Raw genomic sequence first — 21,562 nt, 5'->3', positions numbered from 1 at the left:
CCGTCCATGATGCCGGACCGATCAAGAGCCGTCGCGGGCGCTGGAGTTCACGGCCAGCTTGTGCAGTACGTCGATCCGGTTGGTGGTGATCGAGTCCACCCCGTCCCGGATCAGCCGGCGCATCGTGCGCCCGGTGTCCGCGGTCCACGCCGACACCAGCAGCCCGTCCCGGTGGTTGCGGTCCGTCAGCTCCCTGCTGACCAGCCCGAAGCGGTAGTTCAGCCAGCGCGGCCGCACCGCCTCCAGCAGTCCCGCCCGGGGCGGCGCGAGCGTCGTCCAGGTCATCGCGATCTCGGCGGCCGGGTCGGCGGCCCGCACCCGCAGCATGGCCTCGGGCCCCGCGCAGTAGTAGGTGCGCTCGCCGGCCCCGCACTCCCGCACCACGCCGACGATCCTGCGGACCGATGCGTCGGTGGAGCCGGGCAGGTCGACCATGAGGCGGTGTGCCCCCGCGGCGAGCAGGGCCTCGCGCAGGGTCGGCACACCGCCCTCGGTCAGCTCGGTCAGCTCCTGATGGCTGAGCCGGTCGAGCCGCAGGTCATGGCCCCACAGCCGGTCCAGCGTGGCGTCGTGCAGCAGGACCGGGACGTCGTCGCGGGTGACCCGGACGTCGACCTCGACCGCGTCCGCCCCCCGTTCGAGGGCGGAGCGGATCGAGGGGAGGGTGTTCTCGCGGACACGGTACGGATCGCCGCGATGGGCGACTGCGGTGACAGGGGTGGCCATGGGGCCATTGTCACCGCGAGAGGTCACCGGCCGGTGCGTGCCAGCCAGTCCGTCGTGTACGTGTCGATCTCGGCGGCGAGCGTGCGCTTGCCGGCCGGGTCGAGGAAGGAGGCCTCGACGGCGTTCTTCGCGAGCGCGGCGAGACCGCGCTCGTCGAGGTCCAGGAGGCGGGCCGCCACTCCGTACTCGTTGTTGAGGTCGGTGCCGAACATGGGCGGGTCGTCGCTGTTGATGGTGACCAGGACACCGGCCCGGACCATCTCGCGGACGGGGTGCTGCTCGATGTCCTTCACCGCCCGGGTCGCGATGTTGGAGGTGGGGCAGACCTCCAGCGCGATGCGGTGCTCGGCGAGGTGCTCCAGGAGCTTCGGGTCCTGCACCGAGCTGGTGCCGTGGCCGATGCGCTCGGCGCGCAGCGAGGTCAGGGCGTCCCAGACCGTCTGCGGGCCCGTGGTCTCCCCGGCGTGCGGCACGGAGTGCAGGCCCTCGGCGATCGCCCGGTCGAAGTAGGGCTTGAACTGCGGCCGGTCCACACCGATCTCCGGGCCGCCGAGCCCGAACGAGACGAGCCCCTCCGGCCGCAGGTCCACGGCGAGCCGGGTGGTCTCCTCGGCGGCCTCCAGACCTGCCTCGCCCGGAATGTCGAAGCACCAGCGCAGCACGACTCCGAGCTCGGACTCGGCGGACTTGCGGGCGTCCTCGATGGCCTCCATGAAGGCCTGGTCGGGGATGCCGCGGCGGGTGGACGAGAAGGGGGTGACGGTCAGTTCCGCGTAGCGGATGTTCTGCCGCGCCATGTCGCGGGCAACCTCGAACGTGAGCAGCCGGACGTCCTCCGGGGTGCGGATCAGGTCCACGACCGAGAGGTACACGTCGATGAAGTGGCCGAAGTCGGTGAAGGAGAAGTAGTCGGCCAGCGCCTCGGGGGCGGTGGGGACCTTGGAGTCGGGGTGGTGCGCGGCCAGTTCCGCGACGATGCGGGGCGAGGCCGAGCCGACATGGTGGACATGGAGCTCGGCCTTGGGCAGCCCCGCGATGAAGGGGTGCAGATCGGTCATCGGATCCTCCGGGGGCAGGGGTGGTGCGGGGCCCGGGTATGTCGGGGAACCGGGCAGGGGACGGGAGTCATCGTAGGACGGGAGCGGCCCGTAGCATGACGGGCATCACGATGGGGGAGGCCCATGTCAGACAACACAGAACGGCCCGCGGACGGGGCCGCGCCGCGCGATCCGTGGGCTCCGCCGGACACCAGGGTGCCGCTGGACAAGAACACCGGGGACCCTCGCCCGCAGCCGGACGCGGACCAGGGGAATCCCGGGCCGCCGCCCGTGCACGACCAGCAGACGGTCACGTCGATGCCGGGCGTCGGAACGGGCCCGGTTCCCACGGCCGGTTTCGGAGCCCCCGACCAGGGGCAGCACGGCGCCGGTGACTGGCACGGCTCCGGGTCGGTGCCGCCACCGCCCGTCGGACCGAACGGTCCGGGGCAGGCGACCCCGCCGCCCATGGGGCAGTACGGCTACCCGGCCCAGGCCCCGCCTGCGCAGTACGGCTACCCGGCGCCGGGACAGCCGCCGCAGTACGGCGACTACGCGGGCTATCCCGGCTACGGCCAGAGCGCCTGGGGCGGGCCCGGACCCGCGAACGGGATGGGTATCGCCTCCCTGGTGCTCGGCATCATCTCGGTGGCCCTCTTCTGCATGTACGGACTCGGCGTCATCCTCGGCGTCCTCGCGCTGATCTTCGGTCTGATAGGCCGCGGCCGGGTCAAGCGGGGCGAGGCCAACAACTCCGGGGTGGCGCTGGCCGGGGTCATCCTCGGCTCGATCGGCATCGCCATCAGCGCGGCGTTCCTGGGATTCATCATCTGGGCCATCACCACCGACGAGTTCGACGACGACACCTCGGTCTACGAGCCGGCCTCGTTGTCCCTGGTCGTCGAGGGGGCGCACGCGCACCCGTAGCACCCGGCCCCGGCGACGACGGCCGGCCACGGCCGCCTGCCCGGCGTCATGCACATCCGGCCCGTGGGGCGACGGGAACCTCCCGCCGCCCCACGGGCCGTTTCATATGCCCTCCGTGCCGTCCGCACCGTGTGCGCCGACCGTGCCGTCCCGCAGCGCGGCCCGCGCCTCCATCAGTGCGAAGCCGAGCAGATTCAGGCCCCGCCAGGCCGCCGGGTCCTCCGCGCGCGGATCGTCCGCCGCCAGCCCGATGCCCCAGATCCGGTCCATCGGGCTCGCCTCGACCAGCACCCGGTCGCCCGTGCCCAGCAGGAAGCGACCCAGCCCCGGGTTCTGGCCGAACTTGTGGACGCTGCCCGCCACGACCAGGCCGAACCGCTCGCGCTCCCAGACGGTGCCGTCGAAATCGCGGACCAGCCGGCCCACCTTCTTCGCCTCGGCCGGGGTCCTGGCCGCCACCGCACGCTCCGCGGCCTCGGCGTCACCGAACAGCCGCGCCTTGCCGGCCATCATCCAGTGCTCGGCCGACGCATAGGTGACCCCGTCGGCCGTGAAGGGCGCGGGCCACCACTGGCTGAGACAGCTCGCACCGATCCGGCCGTCCGGACGCGGCCGGTGCCCCCAGAAGAGCAGGTACTTCACTCGGTCGCCCCGATCGCCCCGCGACACGAGCCCTCGTACATCCCGGATGTCCCCGATGTCTTCCATGACACGCGAGTCTGGCATCCGCCACTGACACTACGTACGGGGAATTCCGCACCGACGCGACACATGGTCGACAGATTCCGTCGCGTAACCAAAAGGCAACAACGGAATCACTTGTTGGGATGGGTCCCCTCTGTCAGGATCGGCACTCAAATCGAGCAGAAGCTACGCCGCCCCCGGTCTGCGGGGACAGCGGCGGAGGAGAGCGTGATGGGCAACAGCTTCCAGGTGCAGGACCGCTTCGCGGACGGCGCGCAGTACATCGGCGGAAGGCTGCGGCCAGGAACCTCGGGGCGCACGCACGAGGTCGTGAACCCGGCGACCGGCGCCACCGTCTACACGTACGAGCTGGCCGGCACGGCCGATGTCGACGCGGCCGTCGCCGCGGCGCGCGAGGCCTTCCCCGGCTGGTCCGGGGCCACCCCCGGCGAGCGGTCCGATGCGATGCACCGCTTCGCCGCCGTCCTCGCCGAGCAGGCGGACGACTTCGCGTACGCGGAGTCCCTCCAGTGCGGCAAGCCCGTCAAGCTCTCCACCGAGTTCGACGTCCCGGGCACGGTCGACAACACCTCCTTCTTCGCCGGCGCCGCCCGCCATTTGGAGGGGAAGTCCGCCGGTGAGTACTCCGGCGACCACACCTCGCACGTACGGCGTGAGGCGATCGGTGTCATCGGCTCCATCGCACCCTGGAACTACCCGCTCCAGATGGCCGCCTGGAAGGTCCTCCCGGCCGTCGCCGCGGGCAACACCATCGTGCTCAAGCCCGCCGAGATCACCCCGCTGACCTCGCTGATGTTCGCGCAGGCGGCCACCGAGGCGGGCATCCCGGACGGTGTGATCAACATCGTCACCGGCGCGGGCAAGGACGCCGGCGAGCACCTCGTCGGCCACCCGGACGTCGTGATGACCTCCTTCACCGGCTCCACCGCCGTCGGCAAGCGCGTCGCGGAGATCGCCACCTCCACCGTCAAGCGGCTCCACCTCGAACTCGGCGGCAAGGCCCCCTTCCTCGTCTTCGACGACGCCGACCTGGAGGCCGCGGTCAACGGAGCCGTCGCGGGCTCCCTGATCAACACCGGCCAGGACTGCACGGCGGCCACCCGCGCCTACGTCCAGCGCCCGCTGTACGACGCCTTCGTGCAGGGCGTCGCCGCGCTGATGGAGACCGTCCGGCTCGGCGACCCGTTCGACCCGAAGACCGACCTCGGCCCGCTGATCAGCCACGCCCAGCGCGACCGGGTCGCCGGTTTCGTCGAGCGCGCCCGCGCCTACGCCACCGTCGTCACCGGCGGCGAGGCCCCCGGCGGCGAGCTGGCGGACGGCGCCTACTACCGGCCGACCCTGGTCGCCGGTGCCGCCCAGGACAGCGAGATCGTCCAGTCCGAGATCTTCGGCCCGGTCCTGGTCGTGCTGCCCTTCGACACCGACGACGAGGGCATCGCGCTGGCCAACGACACCCCGTACGGACTCGCCGCCTCCGCCTGGACCCGCGACCTGTACCGGGCGGGCCGCGCCACCCGCGAGATCAAGGCGGGCTGCGTGTGGGTGAACGACCACATTCCGATCATCAGCGAGATGCCGCACGGCGGATACAAGGCCAGCGGCTTCGGCAAGGACATGTCGTCGTACTCCTTCGAGGAGTACACGCAGGTCAAGCACGTGATGTACGACAACACCGCGGTCGCCCGGAAGGACTGGCACCGCACGATCTTCGGGGACCGATAACCAGGCCGGACCGGCCGCATACCCACCCGAAAGGGCAACGCGTATGGAGCAGTACGAGCCCGAGCGTCTCTCCGCGGCCCAGCTGGCCGCGATGCGCCGGAGTCTGACCAACGGCAGGGGAGCCCTCACCCGCCGGTCGCTGTTGCGCGCCTCAGGTCTCGGCGCGCTCGCGGCCGGCGGCCTGGGGACACTGAGCGCGTGCGGCATCCCGCCCGCCAAACGGGAGGGTGACGCGGCGGCGGCCTCGGACGACCACTCGGCCAAGGAGAAGCGGGTCAACTTCTCCAACTGGACCGAGTACATGGACGTCAGCGAGGACGAGAAGCACCGGCCCACCCTGGACGCGTTCACCGAACGCACCGGGATCAAGGTCAAGTACACCGAGGACATCAACGACAACGTCGAGTTCTTCGGGAAGATAAAACCGCAGCTCGCGGCCGGCCAGGACACCGGCCGTGACCTGATCATCGTCACCGACTGGCTGGCCGCCCGCATCATCCGGCTCGGCTGGGCCCAGAAGCTCGACCCGTCGAACCTGCCGCACGCCTTCGCCAACCTCTCGGCCCAGTTCCGCACCCCCGACTGGGACCCCGGCCGCGCCTACTCCTACCCCTGGACCGGCATCCCGACCGTCATCGCCTACAACTCCAAGGCGACCGGCGGCCGCAAGGTCGACTCGGTGACCCAGCTGCTCGACGACCCCACCCTCAAGGGCCGGGTCGGTTTCCTCTCCGAGATGCGCGACTCCGTCGGGATGACCCTGCTCGACATGGGCAAGGACCCGGGGAAGTTCACCGACGCCGACTACGACGCGGCGATAGGCCGGCTCCAGAAGGGCGTCGACAAGAACCAGATACGCCGCTTCACCGGCAACGACTACACCGCCGACCTCGACAAGGGCGACATCGCCGCCTGCGTCGCCTGGGCCGGCGACATCATCCAGCTCCAGGCCGGGAACCCGGACATCAAGTTCGCCATCCCGGCCGCCGGATACATCACCTCCAGCGACAACATGCTGGTCCCGGCCAAGGCCCGGCACAAGACCAACGCCGAGAAGCTCATGGACTACTACTACGAGCCCCCGGTCGCCGCCCAGCTCGCCGCGTACATCAACTACGTCTGCCCGGTCGACGGGGTACGCGCGGAACTCGCCAGGATCGACAAGGCGATGGCCGCCAACACGCTGATCCTCCCGGACAAGGCGATGGCCGCCAGGTCGCACGCCTTCCGCTCCCTCACCTCCAAGGAAGAGACGGCGTACGAGGAGAAGTTCGCCAAGCTCATCGGCGCCTGACGACGCCACGCCCTTCCTCTCCCTGATCTCCCTCTGACACCACTGGGACTGCGATCCATGACACAGCAGCAGACAGGCGGCGACGTCCGCCTCACCGGGATCAGCAAGACGTACGGCTCCTTCGCCGCCGTCCGACCGCTCGATCTGACCGTCCCGCAGGGCTCCTTCTTCGCGCTGCTCGGCGCGTCCGGCTGCGGCAAGACAACCACCCTGCGGATGATCGCGGGGCTGGAGGAGGCCACCACCGGCACCGTCACCCTCGGCGGCCGCGACATCACCGGCCTGCCGCCGTACAAGCGGCCCGTCAACACGGTCTTCCAGAGCTACGCGCTCTTCCCGCACCTGGACATCACCGAGAACGTCGCCTTCGGTCTGCGCCGGCGAGGCATCAAGTCGGTGAAGAAGCAGGTCGACGACATGCTGGAGCTCGTCCAGCTCGGCGACTTCGCCAAGCGCAAGCCCCATCAGCTCTCCGGCGGCCAGCAGCAGCGAGTCGCCGTCGCCCGCGCCCTGATCAACCACCCGCAGGTCCTGCTGCTGGACGAACCGCTCGGCGCCCTCGACCTCAAGCTGCGCCGCCAGATGCAGCTCGAACTCAAGCGCATCCAGACCGAGGTCGGCATCACGTTCATCCACGTCACCCACGACCAGGAGGAGGCCATGACCATGGCCGACACCGTCGCGGTGATGAACGCGGGCCGGGTCGAACAGCTCGGTGCCCCCGCCGATCTGTACGAGAACCCGCGGACCACCTTCGTCGCCAACTTCCTCGGCACCTCGAACCTGATCGAGGGCGAGGTCGTCTCCGCGGGCACCGACATCGTCGTGGCGGCCGGCGGCGGCAAGCTCCGGCTGCCCGCCGACCGGTGCGCGGGCCCCACCGACAACGGCGGCAAGCTGCTGCTCGGCATCCGCCCGGAGAAGATATCGCTCGCGCGCGCCGACGACGCCGACGCGATAGCGGACGGACGCAACCGCGTCACCGGCCGGATCGTCGACTCCAGCTTCATCGGCGTCTCCACGCAGTACGTGGTCGAGAGCCCGGCAGGCAAGGCGCTGCACGTCTACGAGCAGAACGTCGAGTCCCGCACCGGCCTCACCCCGGGAGCCGAGGTCGTCCTGCACTGGAACCCGGCGCACACCTTCGGCCTGGATGCCTCCCAGGACATCGACGCCGGTGTGGAGACGGTGGAGGACGCGGCGTGAGCCTCACCAAGGAGGCACCACCGGCCCCCGCCACCGAGCCGGTCCTGCGCAAGCCCTCCACCCGCAAGCGCCTCGTCCCCTACTGGCTGCTGCTCCCCGGCATCCTGTGGCTCGTCGTCTTCTTCGCGCTCCCGCTCGTCTACCAGGCCTCGACCTCCGTACAGACCGGGTCCCTGGAGAAGGGGTTCGAGGTCACCTGGCACTTCCAGACGTACTGGGACGCGCTGACCGACTACTACCCGCAGTTCATCCGGTCCCTGCTGTACGCGGGCACCGCGACGATCCTGTGCCTGCTGCTCGGCTACCCGCTCGCCTACCTCATCGCGTTCAAGGCGGGCCGCTGGCGCAACCTGGTGCTGGTGCTGGTCATCGCCCCGTTCTTCACCAGCTTCCTGATCCGTACGCTCGCCTGGAAGACGATCCTCGCGGACGGCGGCGCGGTCGTCGACGTACTGAACACGCTGCACGTCCTGGACGTCACCAGCTGGCTCGGCTGGACCGAGAACAACCGGGTGCTGGCCACCCCCATGGCGGTCGTCTGCGGCCTCACGTACAACTTCCTGCCGTTCATGATCCTGCCGCTCTACACCTCGCTGGAGCGGATCGACGGCCGGCTGCACGAGGCGGCCGGGGATCTGTACGCCACCCCCGCCACCACCTTCCGCAAGGTCACGTTCCCGCTGTCCATGCCGGGTGTCGTCTCCGGGACACTGCTCACCTTCATCCCGGCCAGCGGTGACTACGTCAACGCGGAACTGCTGGGCTCCACCGACACCAAGATGGTCGGCAGCGTCATCCAGACCCAGTTCCTGCGCGTCCTCGACTATCCGACGGCGGCCGCGCTCTCCTTCATCCTCATGGCGGTCGTCCTGATCATGGTCACCGTCTACATCCGCCGCTCCGGGACGGAGGACCTGGTCTGATGCCCGTACTGCGCTGGCTGCGACGCCATCTGATCGTCATCGCGGGTCTGCTGACCCTCGCCTACATGATCCTGCCGAACATCGTCGTGATGGTGTTCTCCTTCAACAAGCCCAACGGCCGCTTCAACTACTCCTGGCAGCGCTTCTCGGTGGATGCCTGGAAGGACCCCTGCGGCGTCGCCGACATGTGCGGCTCCCTCTCGCTCTCCCTCCAGATCGCCGTCTGGGCCACGGTCGGCGCCACCGTGCTCGGCACGATGATCGCGTTCGCCCTGGTCCGCTACCGCTTCCGGGCGCGCGGCGCGATCAACTCGCTGATCTTCCTGCCGATGGCGATGCCCGAGGTCGTCATGGCCGCCTCGCTGCTCACCCTGTTCCTCAACATGGGCGCACAGCTCGGCTTCTGGACGATCCTCATCGCGCACATCATGTTCTGCCTCAGCTTCGTCGTGACGGCCGTCAAGGCGCGCGTCATGTCGATGGACCCGAGGCTGGAGGAGGCGGCGCGCGATCTGTACGCGGGACCGGTGCAGACCTTCGTGCGGGTGACCCTGCCGATCGCCGCCCCCGGAATCGCCGCGGGAGCGCTGCTGGCCTTCGCGCTCTCCTTCGACGATTTCATCATCACCAATTTCAACGCGGGCTCCACGGTGACCTTCCCCATGTTCGTCTGGGGTTCGGCACAGCGCGGCACTCCCGTGCAGATCAACGTCATCGGTACGGCGATGTTCATCATTGCGGTACTGGTGGTTCTCGCCGGCCAGCTGATCGCGAACCGGCGGAAGAACGCACGACCCTGAAAGTCCCGAAGGAGTTGGAAACCATGGCCCCAGGTGCCATGCGTACTGCCGCACAATCACTCTCCGACGCGAAGCCGGTGTCGTTCTGGCTGGACGACCCCGGCCGGCCCGACGCGCTGCCCGCGCTCACCGGCGACGAGCACTGCGATCTCCTCGTCATCGGCGGCGGCTACAGCGGACTGTGGACCGCTCTGCTCGCCAAGGAACGCGAACCGGAACGCGATGTCGTCCTGATCGAGGGGCACGAGACGGGCTGGGCCGCCTCGGGCCGCAACGGCGGATTCTGCGCCGCCTCCCTCACCCACGGACTGCCCAACGGGCTGGAGCGCTGGCCCGACGAGATCCGGAAGCTGGAGGAGCTCGGCGCGCGCAACCTCGACGCCATCGAGGAGGCCGTGGCCCGCTACTCCATCGACTGCGAGTTCGAGCGCACCGGCGAGATCGATGTCGCCACCCAGCCCCACCAGCTCGAAGAGCTGCGGGAATGGCACCGGGAAGCCGAGGGGCACGGCTTCGGCGGGGTCGAGTTCCTGGACCGGGACGCGCTGCGCGCAGAAGTCGACTCACCGACATTCCTGGGCGGCCTCTGGGACCGCCGCGGTGTCGCGATGCTGCACCCCGCCAAGCTGGTCTGGGGTCTGAAGCAGGCCTGCCTCGACCTGGGGGTGCGGATCTACGAGCACACCCGGGGCCTGGAGCTGGCCCGAACCGGAACCGGAATGGCGGTCCGGACGCCGTACGGCAAGATCCTCGCGCGCCGGGTCGCGCTCGGCACGAACATCTTCCCCTCCCTCGTGAAGCGGGTGCGTCCGTACACCGTCCCGGTCTACGACTACGCCCTGATGACCGAGCCGCTGACCGCTGACCAGCTCGCCGCCATCGGCTGGAAGAACCGGCAGGGACTGGGCGACAGCGCCAATCAGTTCCACTACTTCCGGCTTTCCGCGGACAACCGGATTCTGTGGGGCGGATACGACGCGATCTATCCGTACGGGGGCCGGCTGAGTGCCGATCTCGACCAGCGTCCCGAGACGTTCCTGAAACTCGCCGGGCAGTTCTTCGAGTGTTTCCCGCAATTGGCGGGCGTGCGGTTCAGCCATGCCTGGGGCGGTGCCATCGACACCTGTTCCCGGTTCTCCGCATTCTTCGGAACGGCCCATCAGGGCCGGGTCGCCTATGCCGCCGGATTCACCGGGCTCGGCGTCGGGGCCACCCGGTTCGGGGCCGATGTGATGCTCGACCTCCTCGCGGGCGAGCGGACCGGGCGCACCGCGCTGGAGATGGTGCGCAGCAAGCCGATGCCGTTCCCGCCCGAGCCGTTCGCCTGGGCCGGGATCGAGCTGACGAAGCGGTCGCTGGCCAGGGCCGACGACAACGGCGGCCACCGCAATCTGTGGCTGCGGACCATGGACCGGATGGGCCTCGGCTTCGACAGCTGAACCGTCCGGCGCGGGGCGTGACCCAGTTCACTACCGATTGGTAGCCGAACCCGCGTAATGGATCGGCCCCACCCCGCTCTCTCCCGTGAACGCCCCGGCAACTCCCTGCCGGGGCGACACGGAATGGAGGCCGGCCATGACTGGCTCGGGGGTCAAGGCAGCAGTCGAGTGGCTCGCATCGGTGGCACCGGATCCCGACGCCTGCCGGTGGGAGTGGGAGCGCAATCCGCGGGGGATCGCGCTCCTGCCCGCCGGCCGGCGCTGGGACGTGCTGATCCTTCCGGGTCGGCTGGGCTATCCGACGCTCGACGTGCTCACCCGTCTCATCGACCGGCCCGGGCCGGTCCTCTCCGACTTCGGTGACGCCCGCATGGGCTTCTTCGTGCCGCCGGGCACCGTCACCCGCTGGATCGGGACGGGGGTGCGGGGGGCGGGCCAGGGCACCTGGATCGTGGTGCCCCACCCCGGGCGGGCGGCAACCGGCGGGGTCCGCTGGCTGATTCCGCCGGACGGCTCGGGCACGCTCACCGACGCCACGCTGCTGGAACTGGCGATGCACGAGGCCGCGGCGGGGAGCCGGGAATAGCGAGGTGGCTGCCAGAGGTCTTGACAACCTGATTGGTCTGGACCATGTTGTGCGCCACACTCAATTCCCCCCTGCACGGAGGCCGTTGTGGAACGCACGGGACCCCCCGCCCGCATGACCGGACTTCTGGCCGCTTTCTCGGCCGCCCTGCTGGCCGTCGGCGGTCTGGCGGCCACGGCGCCCGGCGCCGCCGCGGCCGACGCCGATCTGGCGCGCAACGGCACCTTCGAGGCCGGCCTGACCGGCTGGAACTGTTCGGGCGGCAGCGGAGCCGCCGTCAGCACCCCCGTACACGGCGGCACTTCGGCGCTGAAGGCGACCCCGGCCGGCAGCGACTACGCCAAGTGCTCCCAGACCGTGACGGTCAAGCCCGGCTCCGCGTACACGCTCAGCTCCTGGGTGCAGGGCGACTACGTCTACCTGGGAGCGGAGGGCACCGGCACGACCGACGTGTCCACCTGGGCACAGTCCTCCGGGGCCTGGAAGCAGCTCTCCACCTCGTTCAGGACGGGCGCGTCCACCACGTCCGTCACCGTGTACACGCACGGCTGGTACGGCACCCCCGCCTACTACGCCGACGACCTCACCCTGGTCGGACCCGGCGGCGACCCGGTCGCGCTCCCCGCGGTCCCCGCGGGGCTCAAGGCCGGCACGGCCACCGCCTCCTCGGTCGCCCTGTCCTGGACCGGTTCCGCGGGCGCCACCGGCTACAACGTCTACCGGGGCGGTACGAAGGTCCTCTCCGCCACCGGCACCTCGGCGACCGTGACGGGCCTGACCGCGTCGACCGCGTACAGCTTCCAGGTCAGCGCCACCAACTCCGCCGGCGAGTCCGCGAAGTCGGCTGCCGTCTCCGCCACCACCACGACGGGCGGCAGCGGGGGAGAGGGCGGCTCGGAGCTGCCGGCCCACGCCCTGGTCGGCTATCTGCACTCCAGCTTCGCCAACGGCTCCGGCTACACCCGGATGGCGGACGTGCCCGACTCCTGGGACGTCATCGACCTGGCCTTCGGCGAGCCGACCTCCGTCACCTCCGGCGACATCCGGTTCTCGCTCTGCCCGGTGACCGAGTGCCCGAACGTCGAGTCCGTCGCCGAGTTCAAGGCGGCGATCAAGGCCAAGCAGGCCGCGGGCAAGAAGGTGCTGATCTCCATCGGCGGCCAGAACGGACAGGTGCAGCTCGCCACCACCGCGGCCCGTGACACCTTCGTCTCCTCGGTCAGCAAGATCATCGACGAGTACGGTCTGGACGGCCTGGACATCGACTTCGAGGGCCACTCGCTGTCGCTGAACACCGGAGACACCGACTTCCGCAGCCCCACCACACCGGTGATCGTCAACCTGATCTCCGCGGTGAAGACGCTCAAGGCCAAGTACGGCGCAAAGTTCGTCCTCACCATGGCCCCCGAGACCTTCTTCGTGCAGCTCGGCTACCAGTACTACGGATCGGGTCCGTGGGGCGGCCAGGACCCGCGCGCCGGGGCCTACCTGCCGGTGATCCACGCCCTGCGCGACGACCTCACCCTGCTGCACGTCCAGGACTACAACTCGGGCTCCATCATGGGTCTGGACAACCAGTACCACTCGATGGGCGGCGCCGACTTCCACATCGCGATGACCGACATGATGCTGACCGGCTTTCCGGTGGCGGGTGACCAGACCAAGGTCTTCCCGGCCCTGCGGCCCGACCAGATCGCGATCGGCCTGCCGGCCTCCACCCAGGCGGGCAACGGCCACACCTCACCGGCCGAGGTCACCAAGGCGCTGAACTGCCTCACCAAGAAGACCGACTGCGGCTCCTACGCCACCCACGGCACCTGGCCGGGGCTGCGCGGACTGATGACGTGGTCCATCAACTGGGACCGCTTCAACAACGGGGAGTTCTCGAAGAACTTCGACGCCTACTTCGGCGGCTGACCGACCGGAGCACCACCAGCAGCACTCCGCACAGAAACCAGCTGCCGGCCACGTCGAGCGGCCAGTGGTAACCGCGGAGCACCAGACCGATGCCCGTCGCCGCCGTCATCAGGACAGCGGCGACGGGCATCATCCACGCACGCGCGAGGTACGGGGCCAGCAGCATCGCCGCCGCCCCGTACGCCACGGCGGCGGTCGCCGCATGGCCCGACGGGTAGTAGCCGGTGGCATCGGTGAGCGGCCCCGGGCGGGCGATCCAGTCCTTGAGCGGCACGACCAGCAACGGCACCGCCGCCATGGCCGCGGCCGCGGCGAGCGGCGCCCGGCGCTCCCCGCGCAGCAGGCACCACACGAGCGCGCAGCCGAGAACGGGGAGCGCGACCTGCATGTTGCCGAGATCGGCGAGGAATTCGGTGAACCGGTCCGGGCCGTGCCCGACCAGGGCCCGGCCGACGCGCTCGTCGAGGCGGCGCAGCGGCCCGTCGGCGGCGATCTGCCACGTGGTGAGCGCGAACAGGGCCGACAGGCCCGACACCACGGAGAGGAAAAGGGCCGTCCGCCCCGGAACAGGGGGGGTTGTTCCGGGGCGGACGGTGGGACCGGTTTGCCGCGCGCCCCGGGGGGTGTGGGGCGGGCGGCCATCCGATCGGTGAGGAGTTCCGGAGCCGGAGGCTCCAGTGGTGTGCGCGAAGGCACAACCAGGACGGCGCTGGGGAAGCTCCGACCCGGTATCGCCCGCAGTCCCCTGCGGGCGGGGTGTTTCTCTCATCTGCGGAAACCGTACGTCAGGCAGTGGGGGGCCGACAACGGGAACGGAGACCCGCCATCGCCCCCGCACACCTTCTTCACAGGCCCTCACGCGGGCACCGGGCATCCCCGGAGAAAACGCCGTGCGCCGTCCCCGGGGCCGCACGGGGTCAGACCCCGGCGAACGCCTGCTCGATCACGTCGAGGCCCTCGTTCAGCAGGTCCTCACCGATCACCAGCGGCGGCAGGAAGCGCAGCACGTTGCCGTACGTGCCGCAGGTGAGGACGAGGACGCCCTCGGCGTGGCAGGCCTTCGCGAGCTGTGCGGCGGCCTCCGGGTTCGGGTCCTTCGTGCCCGCCTTCACCAGCTCGATCGCGATCATCGCGCCACGGCCGCGGATGTCCCCGATGAGGTCTCCGTTGGGCAGCTTCGACTGCATCTCGGCGAGCCGGCCCTTCATGACCTCCTCGATGCGCTTCGCCTTCCCGTTCAGGTCCAGCTCGCGCATCGTCTCGATGGATCCGAGAGCGCCCGCGCAGGCGACCGGGTTTCCGCCGTACGTGCCGCCGAGGCCGCCGGCGTGCGCCGCGTCCATGATCTCGGCGCGGCCGGTCACGGCGGAGAGCGGAAGGCCGCCCGCGATGCCCTTGGCGGTCGTGATCAGGTCCGGGACGATGCCCTCGTCCTCGCAGGCGAACCACTGGCCGGTTCGGCAGAAGCCGGACTGGATCTCGTCGGCGACGAACACGATGCCGTTGTCCTTGGCGAACTGCGCGATCGCCGGCAGGAAGCCCTTGGCCGGCTCGATGAAGCCGCCCTCGCCGAGGACCGGCTCGATGATGATCGCGGCGACGTTGTCCGCGCCGATCTGCTTGGTGATCTCGTCGATGGCCTGGGCGGACGCCTCGGCACCGGCGTTCTCGGCACCGGTCGGCCAGCGGTAGCCGTACGCCACCGGTACGCGGTAGACCTCGGGCGCGAACGGGCCGAAGCCCTGCTTGTACGGCATGTTCTTCGCCGTCAGCGCCATCGTGAGGTTGGTCCGGCCGTGGTAGCCGTGGTCGAAGACGACGACGGCGGTGCGCTTGGTGTAGGCGCGGGCGATCTTCACCGCGTTCTCGACGGCCTCGGCGCCCGAGTTGAACAGCGCGGACTTCTTGGCGTGGTCGCCCGGGGTGAGCTCGGCGAGCTGCTCGCAGACCTCGACGTAGCCCTCGTACGGCGTGACCATGAAACAGGTGTGGGTGAAGTCGGCGAGCTGCGCGGAGGCGCGGCGCACGACGGCCTCGGCGGAGGCGCCGACGGACGTCACGGCGATGCCGGAACCGAAGTCGATCAGACGGTTCCCGTCCACGTCCTCGATGATCCCGCCACCGGCGCGCGCGGTGAACACCGGCAGGGTGGAGCCCACCCCTGCGGCGACCGTCGCCAGCCGGCGGGCCTGCAGCTCCACGGACTTCGGGCCGGGGATGGCAGTGACGACGCGGCGCTCCTGCGGAATAGCGGTCATGCGGGGCTCCTGGGGGTGTTTCGGACGCTTCCTCTTTCTGCAGGCTAGGGGCGGGGACGGGGCGCGGGCATGCTCCGATCGGGAGTGGTGGAGGGCGTGTCCTTGTCCGCGAAGGACAGAAGGGGCTGCCGGGGCGGTGCGGTGCCGGGCCCGTCACTATCCGGGCGCCTTGCTGAACTCACCGTGTCCGCGCACTAGATTGACCGGTGCAGTGGTCGGACCTGGCTGGTCAGGGGGCAACGGTTCATGGACAACGAAGGCACGCACGGCACCCGGGGCACGTGGGGTGCGCAGCCGCCCGACGGCCGGCCCGGGAGCTCCGTGCCCCATCCGGCCGGACCGCCGCCCGCACAGCCGCCGGCGTTTCCTCCCCCTGCCGTGCCGCCGCCCGCCGCCCCGCCCACCGTCCCGAAGCCGCTCACGGCCACCCCCGGGCAGCCCCGCACGGCGGGTGCGCCGCCGGCCCTGGCCGAATGGCTGAACGCACCACGGCCCGAAACCGGCCCGGGCATCTGGCGGTACGCCCATGTGCCCCGGGCCGCCGAGCGCCCGCCGCGCCCCTCACTGGTGGGGCCGGCCGCCACGCTCGTCCTGTGGCTCCTGCTGTGGCTGCTGCTCTCCGAGCGCGCCGTCCCCTACGTGTTCAAGCCGATCGAGATCATCACCGGGCCGCAGTGGTGGTCCTTCGGCGGTCTCCGGAGCGACGCGCCGGACCTGGTGGTCAACTCGACCACGCTCTACTACCAGGTCCTGGTGCTGATCCTGGGCTTCTGGGCCGCCCGGATCGGCGGCTGGGCCCAAGTCGTCCACTATTTCGCCGGCGCGCGGCTGGAACGCATCCGGCTGACTCTCTCCGCGGCCGCCGCACTGGTGCTGCTCTGGCTGGCCTGGACCCCGAAGGTGCCGCTGCTGCTGGTGCTCATGGGATCGGCGGACGGGTGGTTGCGCAGCGGGAACCAACTGAAAGCCACAGTGGCCGCCTACGGCTGCTACGCGCTGACCGTCGCCATCGTCGTATGGCCCATCGCCCGGGCCGCGCGCTGGGAGACCGCCCTCCGGGCCCTGCGGCCCCGGAGCGCGCGGGGCCCGTCGACGGCGCCCGCGCAGCCCGGCGCCACCCCCGCCGCGGCGGCCGGCCCCCTGCGCGCCCAGTGGCCCGACCTGCGCGCCGCCGGCAGCACCGACGCCGCCGACGCGCTGACCGCCGCCGTGCACGCGGGCCGGCTGAACGACGTGGACTGCGTACGGCTGCGCCACGCCTGGGGTGCCGCCCGTACCCGCCCCGACCGGCGCGCCTCCTTCACCGAGACCGTGCTGCGCAAGGGCGCCGACGCCTACCTGCACCCCTCCGGCCGCCGGGATCTGCCCCTGCGCACCGCCCTGCACGACCCGCTCACCGGTCAGGTCCGGATCGGCGACTGCGCCGACGACCCGCGCAACCCCTACGCCCGCCGCGGCTCGGGCATGGCGCTGGAGCCCGCCTCGCTCGGCACCTCGCTGCTCGTCGTCGGACCGCCCGGCTCGGGCAAGACGGAACGGGTGGTCCGGCCCGTCGTCGAGTCCCTCGCCCTGCGGGCGCTCACCGGCCAGGCCGCCGTCCTCGCCGTCGGCGGCGCGGGCGACCGGCTCGGCCCGGACAGCGCCTACGACGTCGTCGTCAGGATCGGCGACCCCGCGTCCGTGCACGACTTCGACCTGTACGGAGGCACCACCGACCCCGACGAGGCGGCGGCCGCCCTCGCGGAGGGTCTGGCCGGCGACCTCCCCGCCCTGGACACCCGGCGCGCGGCGACCGCGCTCGGCCAGCTGCTCGGCCCCTACCGCGCCGTCCACGGCACGTTCCCCCCCGTACCCGAGCTCCGCGAACTCCTCGAAGGCTCCGCCGCCGTGCTGGAGGGCCTGCGCCAGGCGCTGGAGAGCGCCGGCCACCACGCGATGCTGCGGGAACTGGAGGCCCGGCGTCGCCAGGCGCAGAGCGCCGGTGATCCCGCCGCCGTCCTCGCCGACCGGATCGCCGTGCTCGACCGGCCCGCCTTCGCCGGCTTCTTCGCCACCGGCCCCGAGGCCCGCCCGTTCTCGCTGCGGTCCCTGGAGCAGCACCCGCTGCGGGTGCGCGTCGACCTGCCGGAGCGTGCCCATGCCGAGGCGTCCCGGGTGCTGGCCCGCTTGATCCTCGCCCAGTTCAACGCGGTCGCCGCGGCCCGCGCCGACCGCTCCCTCTTCGTCTGCCTGGTCCTGGACGACGCCACCCACACCGTCACCGCCGACACCGTCCGGGGTATCCGCAGGCTGCGCTCCGTCAACGCCGGGGCGGTCCTCGCCCTGCGGACCCTGGACGACGTGCCCGAGGAACTGCACACCCCGCTGCTCGGCGCCGTCGGCTGCACCATGGCCTTCCCCGGCGTCACCACCTGGGACGGCAAACGCTTCGCCGAGGCCTGGGGCAAGGAGTGGGTGGAGGTCCGCGAGGTCGCCCAGCACGGCGTCTTCGCCGACCAGCCGCTCACCCGCGCACTGCACGCCCTGCGGAAGATGGCCACCGGCAAGGCCGTCACCACGGACGCGGTCACCGTGCGCCAGGTGGAACGGGAACGCTGGTCGGCCTCCGGGCTCGCGTACGAACTGCCGGCCGGTCACGCGGTGCTCTCCGTCACCACGGTCGACGGCGAGCACGCGCCGCCGCTCCTGGTCCGGCTGGGGGCGTGAGGGTTACCCCGAAGTAGCGGTGCGGGCGGTCCGCCCGCGGTGACGGGGAATCTGCCACCCTGGCAGAATCGATGCGAGCCGTTCATACGGGACGGCGAAATCGCCCCCTCCCAAAGGTCCCCCGATCCCCATGCCCCCCACTCTCGCCTCGCTCGTCCAGCACTCGGCGCTCAAACTCACGGTGCGTGCGGGGGCGGACCGGCTCGACGCGCCCGTGCGCTGGGCGCACGCCAGCGAGCTGGCCGATCCCGTCCCCTACATGGAGGGCGGTGAGCTGCTGCTGATCACCGCGACCAATCTCGACGCCGAGAACCCGGAGGCCATGCAGCGGTACGTGCGACGGCTGGCCGGGGCCGGAGTCGTCGGGGTCGGCTTCGCGGTCGGCGTCACCTACGACGACGTACCGCAGCCCCTGGTCGACGCCGCCGAGGAGGCCGGGCTGCCGCTGCTCGAAGTGCCGCGCCGCACCCCCTTCATCGCCATCGCCAAGGCCGTCTCCTCGGAGATCGCCGCCGATCAGTACCGGGCGGTCACCGCGGGCTTCGAAGCCCAGCGGGAGCTCACCCGGGCGGCGCTCGCCGGCGACGGACCCGGCGAACTCCTCACCCGGCTCGCCGCGCACGTCGACGGCTGGGCCGCGCTGTACGACACCTCCGGCGCCGTCGTCGCCGCCGCACCGGACTGGGCCGCGCGCCGCGCCGCCCGGCTCACGCCCGACGTGGAACGGCTGCGGGAGCGCCCGGCACCGGCCAGCGTCGTCGTCGGCGACACCGAGGACCGGGTCGAGCTCCAGTCCCTGGGCACCGGCCGAAGGGTCCGCGGCGCACTGGCCGTGGGCACCGGTTCCGCGCTCGGCACCGCGGAGCGGTACGCGGTGCACTCGGCGGTCGCCCTGCTCACCCTCACCACGGCCCGCTCCCGCTCGCTCCAGGGCGCCGAACAGCGGCTCGGCGCCGCGGTGCTGCGCATGCTGCTGGCCGGCCAGCCCGACCACGCGCGCGGCGTCGCCGGAGATCTGTACGGCGGGCTGCTCGACGCGCCCTTCCGGCTGCTCATCGCCGAGGCCGCCGAACCCTCGACCACGGCGCAGCTGGCCGAGGCCATGGAGACCGCGGCCGCCCGCTCCGGCGAGACGCTCCTGATGGTGCCCGAGGGCGAACGCCTCGTGGTGCTGGCCGCCGACGGCGGGGCCGCGGTCGCCGCCTGCGCCGCCTACGCCGACGCGCAGGAGGACGCACCGCCGCGCGAGGCGGCCGCGGAGGAGAGCGACGTGGTCGTGGGTCTCTCCGCCCCCGCCGGGCCGATCGCCGTCTCCGCCGCGTACAAGCAGGCCGAGCAGTCCCTCTCGGTGGCCCGCCGCCGCGGCAGGGCCCTGGTCGAACACGAGGAACTGGCCTCCGGCTCCGTACTGCCGCTGCTCGCGGACGACGCGGTGAGAGCCTTCGCCGACGGCATGCTGCGCGCCCTCTACGAGCACGACGCCAAGGGCCGCGGCGACCTCGTCGCCTCGCTGCGGGCGTGGCTCGCGCACCACGGCCAGTGGGACGCGGCCGCCGCCGACCTGGGCGTCCACCGGCACACCCTGCGCTACCGCATGCGCCGGGTGGAGGAGATCCTCGGCCGCTCGCTGGACGACCCGGACGTCCGCATGGAGCTGTGGCTGGCCCTCAAGGTCGCGAACCCGCCGACGGCGTCCTGAGGGCTGTCCCGCACACGTCACCCGCATCCGACAAACCGGCGTACCCCGGCACGCCTCTGCTCCATGCCGGACAAACGCCGGGCGGAGGGTGCGGCCCTACGGTGGGGACGGAACACCCACGACATCGAAGGGCCGGAACCTCCATGACCTCCACCCACGCCTTCTGGCTGGCCGGCCGCGAGGCCACCGGCGAGGAAAGCTTCGACGTCACCAACTCCTGGGACGGCCGCCTCGTCGGCACCGTCAGCGTGCCCACCGAGGCCCAGGTCGAGGAGGCCGTCGCCGCCGCTCACGCCGTGCGCGACGAGTTCGCCGCGACCCCGGCCCACGTCCGCGCCGCCGCGCTCGACCACGTGGCACGGCGCCTGACGGAGCGCACCGAGGAGATCGCCCAGGTCATCTCCGCCGAGAACGGCAAGCCCATCAAGTGGGCGCGCGGCGAGGTCGGCCGGGCCGTCTCGGTGTTCCGCTTCGCCTCCGAGGAGGCCCGTCGCTTCAACAGCGGTGACGCCCAGCGCCTGGACACCGACGCCGGCGGCACCGGCCGCCTCGGCCTGACCCGCCGCTTCCCGCGCGGCACGGTCCTCGGCATCGCACCCTTCAACTTCCCGCTGAACCTGAGCGCCCACAAGGTCGCCCCGGCCATCGCCGTCGGCGCCCCGATCATCCTGAAGCCGGCCCCGGCCACCCCGATCTCGTCCCTGATCCTGGGCGAGCTGCTGGCCGAGACCGACCTGCCGGCCGGATCCTGGTCCGTGCTGACGGTCCCCAACGACCGGATGCCCGCCCTCGTCCAGGACGAGCGGCTGCCCGTGATCTCGTTCACCGGCTCCGCCCCGGTCGGCTACTCGATCATGGACTCGGTGCCGCGCAAGCACTGCACCCTGGAGCTCGGCGGCAACGGCGCCGCGGTCGTCCTCGGCGACTACGCCTCCGAGAAGGACCTGGACTGGGCCGCGACCCGCATCGCGACCTTCTCCAACTACCAGGGCGGCCAGTCCTGCATCTCGGTGCAGCGCGTCATCGCGGACGCCGCGGTCTACGACCGGCTGCTGCCGAAGATCGTCGCCGCCGTCGAGGCCCAGGTCACCGGCGACCCGTCCGACGCCACCACCGACGTCGGCCCGCTCGTCGACGAGAACGCCGCCAAGCGCGTCGAGTCCTGGGTCGACGAGGCCGTGCAGGCCGGCGCCCAGCTGCTCGCCGGCGGCAAGCGTGACGGGGCGACCTACGCGCCGACCGTCCTCGCCGACCTCCCCGACGGCGTCACCCTCTCCCACGAGGAGGTCTTCGGACCGGTCCTCTCGGTGCAGAAGGTGGACGGCGAGGCCGCGGCCTTCGCCTCCGTCAACTCCTCCAAGTACGGCCTCCAGGCAGGCGTGTTCACCCACGACCTGCAGACCGCCTTCCGCGCCCACCGCGCCCTGGAGGTCGGCGGCGTGATCATCGGCGACGTCCCCTCGTACCGCGCGGACCAGATGCCGTACGGCGGCGCCAAGCAGTCCGGCGTCGGCCGCGAGGGCGTGCGCTACGCCATGGACGACTACACCTACGAGCGCGTCCTGGTCCTCACCGGCCTCGCGCTGTAGGACGCGGACGAACGGCTGGGGCCCC

17 protein-coding genes are annotated in these 21,562 nt (G+C 71.4%); 12 read left to right on the top strand and 5 right to left on the bottom strand.

Translation table 11 applies throughout. The features are described from left to right. Nucleotides 1-21: 21 nt before the first annotated feature. Both OG521_10745 and OG521_10740 read right to left on the bottom strand, forming a co-directional pair. A complete protein-coding gene (locus OG521_10745; GenBank protein WUW21242.1) occupies nt 22-726 on the bottom strand; it encodes a glycerophosphodiester phosphodiesterase in 705 nt (234 codons plus the stop codon). Between the two features lie 23 nt (nt 727-749). Then, nucleotides 750-1,784 carry an adenosine deaminase gene (locus tag OG521_10740; GenBank protein WUW21241.1) on the bottom strand — a complete coding sequence of 345 codons (1,035 nt, stop codon included), beginning with the start codon at nt 1,782-1,784 and terminating at the stop codon, nt 750-752. A 123-nt stretch (nt 1,785-1,907) separates the two neighbouring features. On the opposite strand from OG521_10740, the gene OG521_10735 reads away from it, so the two are divergent. Continuing rightward, entirely contained in the window at nt 1,908-2,690 is a 783-nt protein-coding gene (locus tag OG521_10735) for a DUF4190 domain-containing protein (GenBank protein ID WUW21240.1), read from the top strand. Nucleotides 2,691-2,792: 102 nt separating this feature from the next. Here the strand turns inward: OG521_10735 and OG521_10730 are convergent, their stop codons facing one another. After that, nucleotides 2,793-3,398, bottom strand: a complete 606-nt coding sequence (locus OG521_10730; protein WUW21239.1) for an NADAR family protein — start codon at nt 3,396-3,398, stop codon at nt 2,793-2,795. A 207-nt stretch (nt 3,399-3,605) separates the two neighbouring features. On the opposite strand from OG521_10730, the gene OG521_10725 reads away from it, so the two are divergent. The 8 genes from OG521_10725 (at nt 3,606) to OG521_10690 (ending at nt 13,285) form a co-directional block, all read left to right on the top strand. Beyond that, nucleotides 3,606-5,120: a gamma-aminobutyraldehyde dehydrogenase gene (locus OG521_10725; GenBank protein ID WUW21238.1), complete on the top strand. Its 1,515-nt coding sequence runs from the start codon at nt 3,606-3,608 to the stop codon at nt 5,118-5,120. A gap of 43 nt (nt 5,121-5,163) precedes the next feature. Further along, complete coding sequence (locus tag OG521_10720) at nt 5,164-6,414, top strand: spermidine/putrescine ABC transporter substrate-binding protein (protein WUW21237.1); 1,251 nt, start codon at nt 5,164-5,166, stop codon at nt 6,412-6,414. Nucleotides 6,415-6,471: 57 nt separating this feature from the next. Further along, nucleotides 6,472-7,620 carry an ABC transporter ATP-binding protein gene (locus tag OG521_10715; GenBank protein WUW21236.1) on the top strand — a complete coding sequence of 383 codons (1,149 nt, stop codon included), beginning with the start codon at nt 6,472-6,474 and terminating at the stop codon, nt 7,618-7,620. Beyond that, nucleotides 7,617-8,543 (top strand): ABC transporter permease, encoded by a 927-nt coding sequence (locus tag OG521_10710; GenBank protein ID WUW21235.1) that lies wholly within the window; start codon nt 7,617-7,619, stop codon nt 8,541-8,543. Before OG521_10715 ends, OG521_10710 begins: the two co-directional genes overlap by 4 nt. Then, entirely contained in the window at nt 8,543-9,343 is an 801-nt protein-coding gene (locus OG521_10705) for an ABC transporter permease (protein WUW21234.1), read from the top strand. The genes OG521_10710 and OG521_10705 overlap by 1 nt, the downstream gene beginning before the upstream one ends. A 23-nt stretch (nt 9,344-9,366) precedes the next feature. Next, nucleotides 9,367-10,782, top strand: coding sequence for an FAD-binding oxidoreductase (locus tag OG521_10700; GenBank protein ID WUW21233.1), 1,416 nt, complete (start codon nt 9,367-9,369; stop codon nt 10,780-10,782). Nucleotides 10,783-10,918: 136 nt separating this feature from the next. Then, nucleotides 10,919-11,368, top strand: a complete 450-nt coding sequence (locus OG521_10695; GenBank protein WUW21232.1) for a hypothetical protein — start codon at nt 10,919-10,921, stop codon at nt 11,366-11,368. Nucleotides 11,369-11,455: 87 nt separating this feature from the next. Continuing rightward, entirely contained in the window at nt 11,456-13,285 is a 1,830-nt protein-coding gene (locus OG521_10690) for a glycoside hydrolase family 18 protein (protein WUW21231.1), read from the top strand. Here the strand turns inward: OG521_10690 and OG521_10685 are convergent. Continuing rightward, nucleotides 13,236-14,054 carry a phosphatase PAP2 family protein gene (locus OG521_10685; GenBank protein WUW21230.1) on the bottom strand — a complete coding sequence of 273 codons (819 nt, stop codon included), beginning with the start codon at nt 14,052-14,054 and terminating at the stop codon, nt 13,236-13,238. The two genes, OG521_10690 and OG521_10685, sit on opposite strands and share 50 nt — an antisense overlap. Nucleotides 14,055-14,202: 148 nt before the next feature. After that, entirely contained in the window at nt 14,203-15,543 is a 1,341-nt protein-coding gene (gene gabT, locus OG521_10680) for a 4-aminobutyrate--2-oxoglutarate transaminase (protein WUW21229.1), read from the bottom strand. 246 nt (nt 15,544-15,789) lie between these two features. On the opposite strand from gabT, the gene OG521_10675 reads away from it, so the two are divergent. From OG521_10675 to OG521_10665, 3 genes are all read left to right on the top strand, one after another. Beyond that, entirely contained in the window at nt 15,790-18,249 is a 2,460-nt protein-coding gene (locus OG521_10675) for an ATP/GTP-binding protein (protein ID WUW21228.1), read from the top strand. A gap of 130 nt (nt 18,250-18,379) precedes the next feature. Continuing rightward, the gene (locus tag OG521_10670) at nt 18,380-19,948 is read left to right on the top strand and encodes a PucR family transcriptional regulator (GenBank protein WUW21227.1); all 1,569 of its coding nucleotides are present in this window, start codon (nt 18,380-18,382) and stop codon (nt 19,946-19,948) included. Nucleotides 19,949-20,091: 143 nt separating this feature from the next. Further along, nucleotides 20,092-21,537, top strand: a complete 1,446-nt coding sequence (locus tag OG521_10665; protein ID WUW21226.1) for an aldehyde dehydrogenase family protein — start codon at nt 20,092-20,094, stop codon at nt 21,535-21,537. Nucleotides 21,538-21,562 lie beyond the last annotated feature (25 nt).

The organism is Streptomyces sp. NBC_01463 (genome assembly GCA_036227345.1).
Taxonomy (GTDB): Bacteria; Actinomycetota; Actinomycetes; order Streptomycetales; family Streptomycetaceae; genus Streptomyces.
Note: the sequence above shows the minus strand (reverse complement) of the source record. Positions and strands in the feature narration are given on the sequence as shown.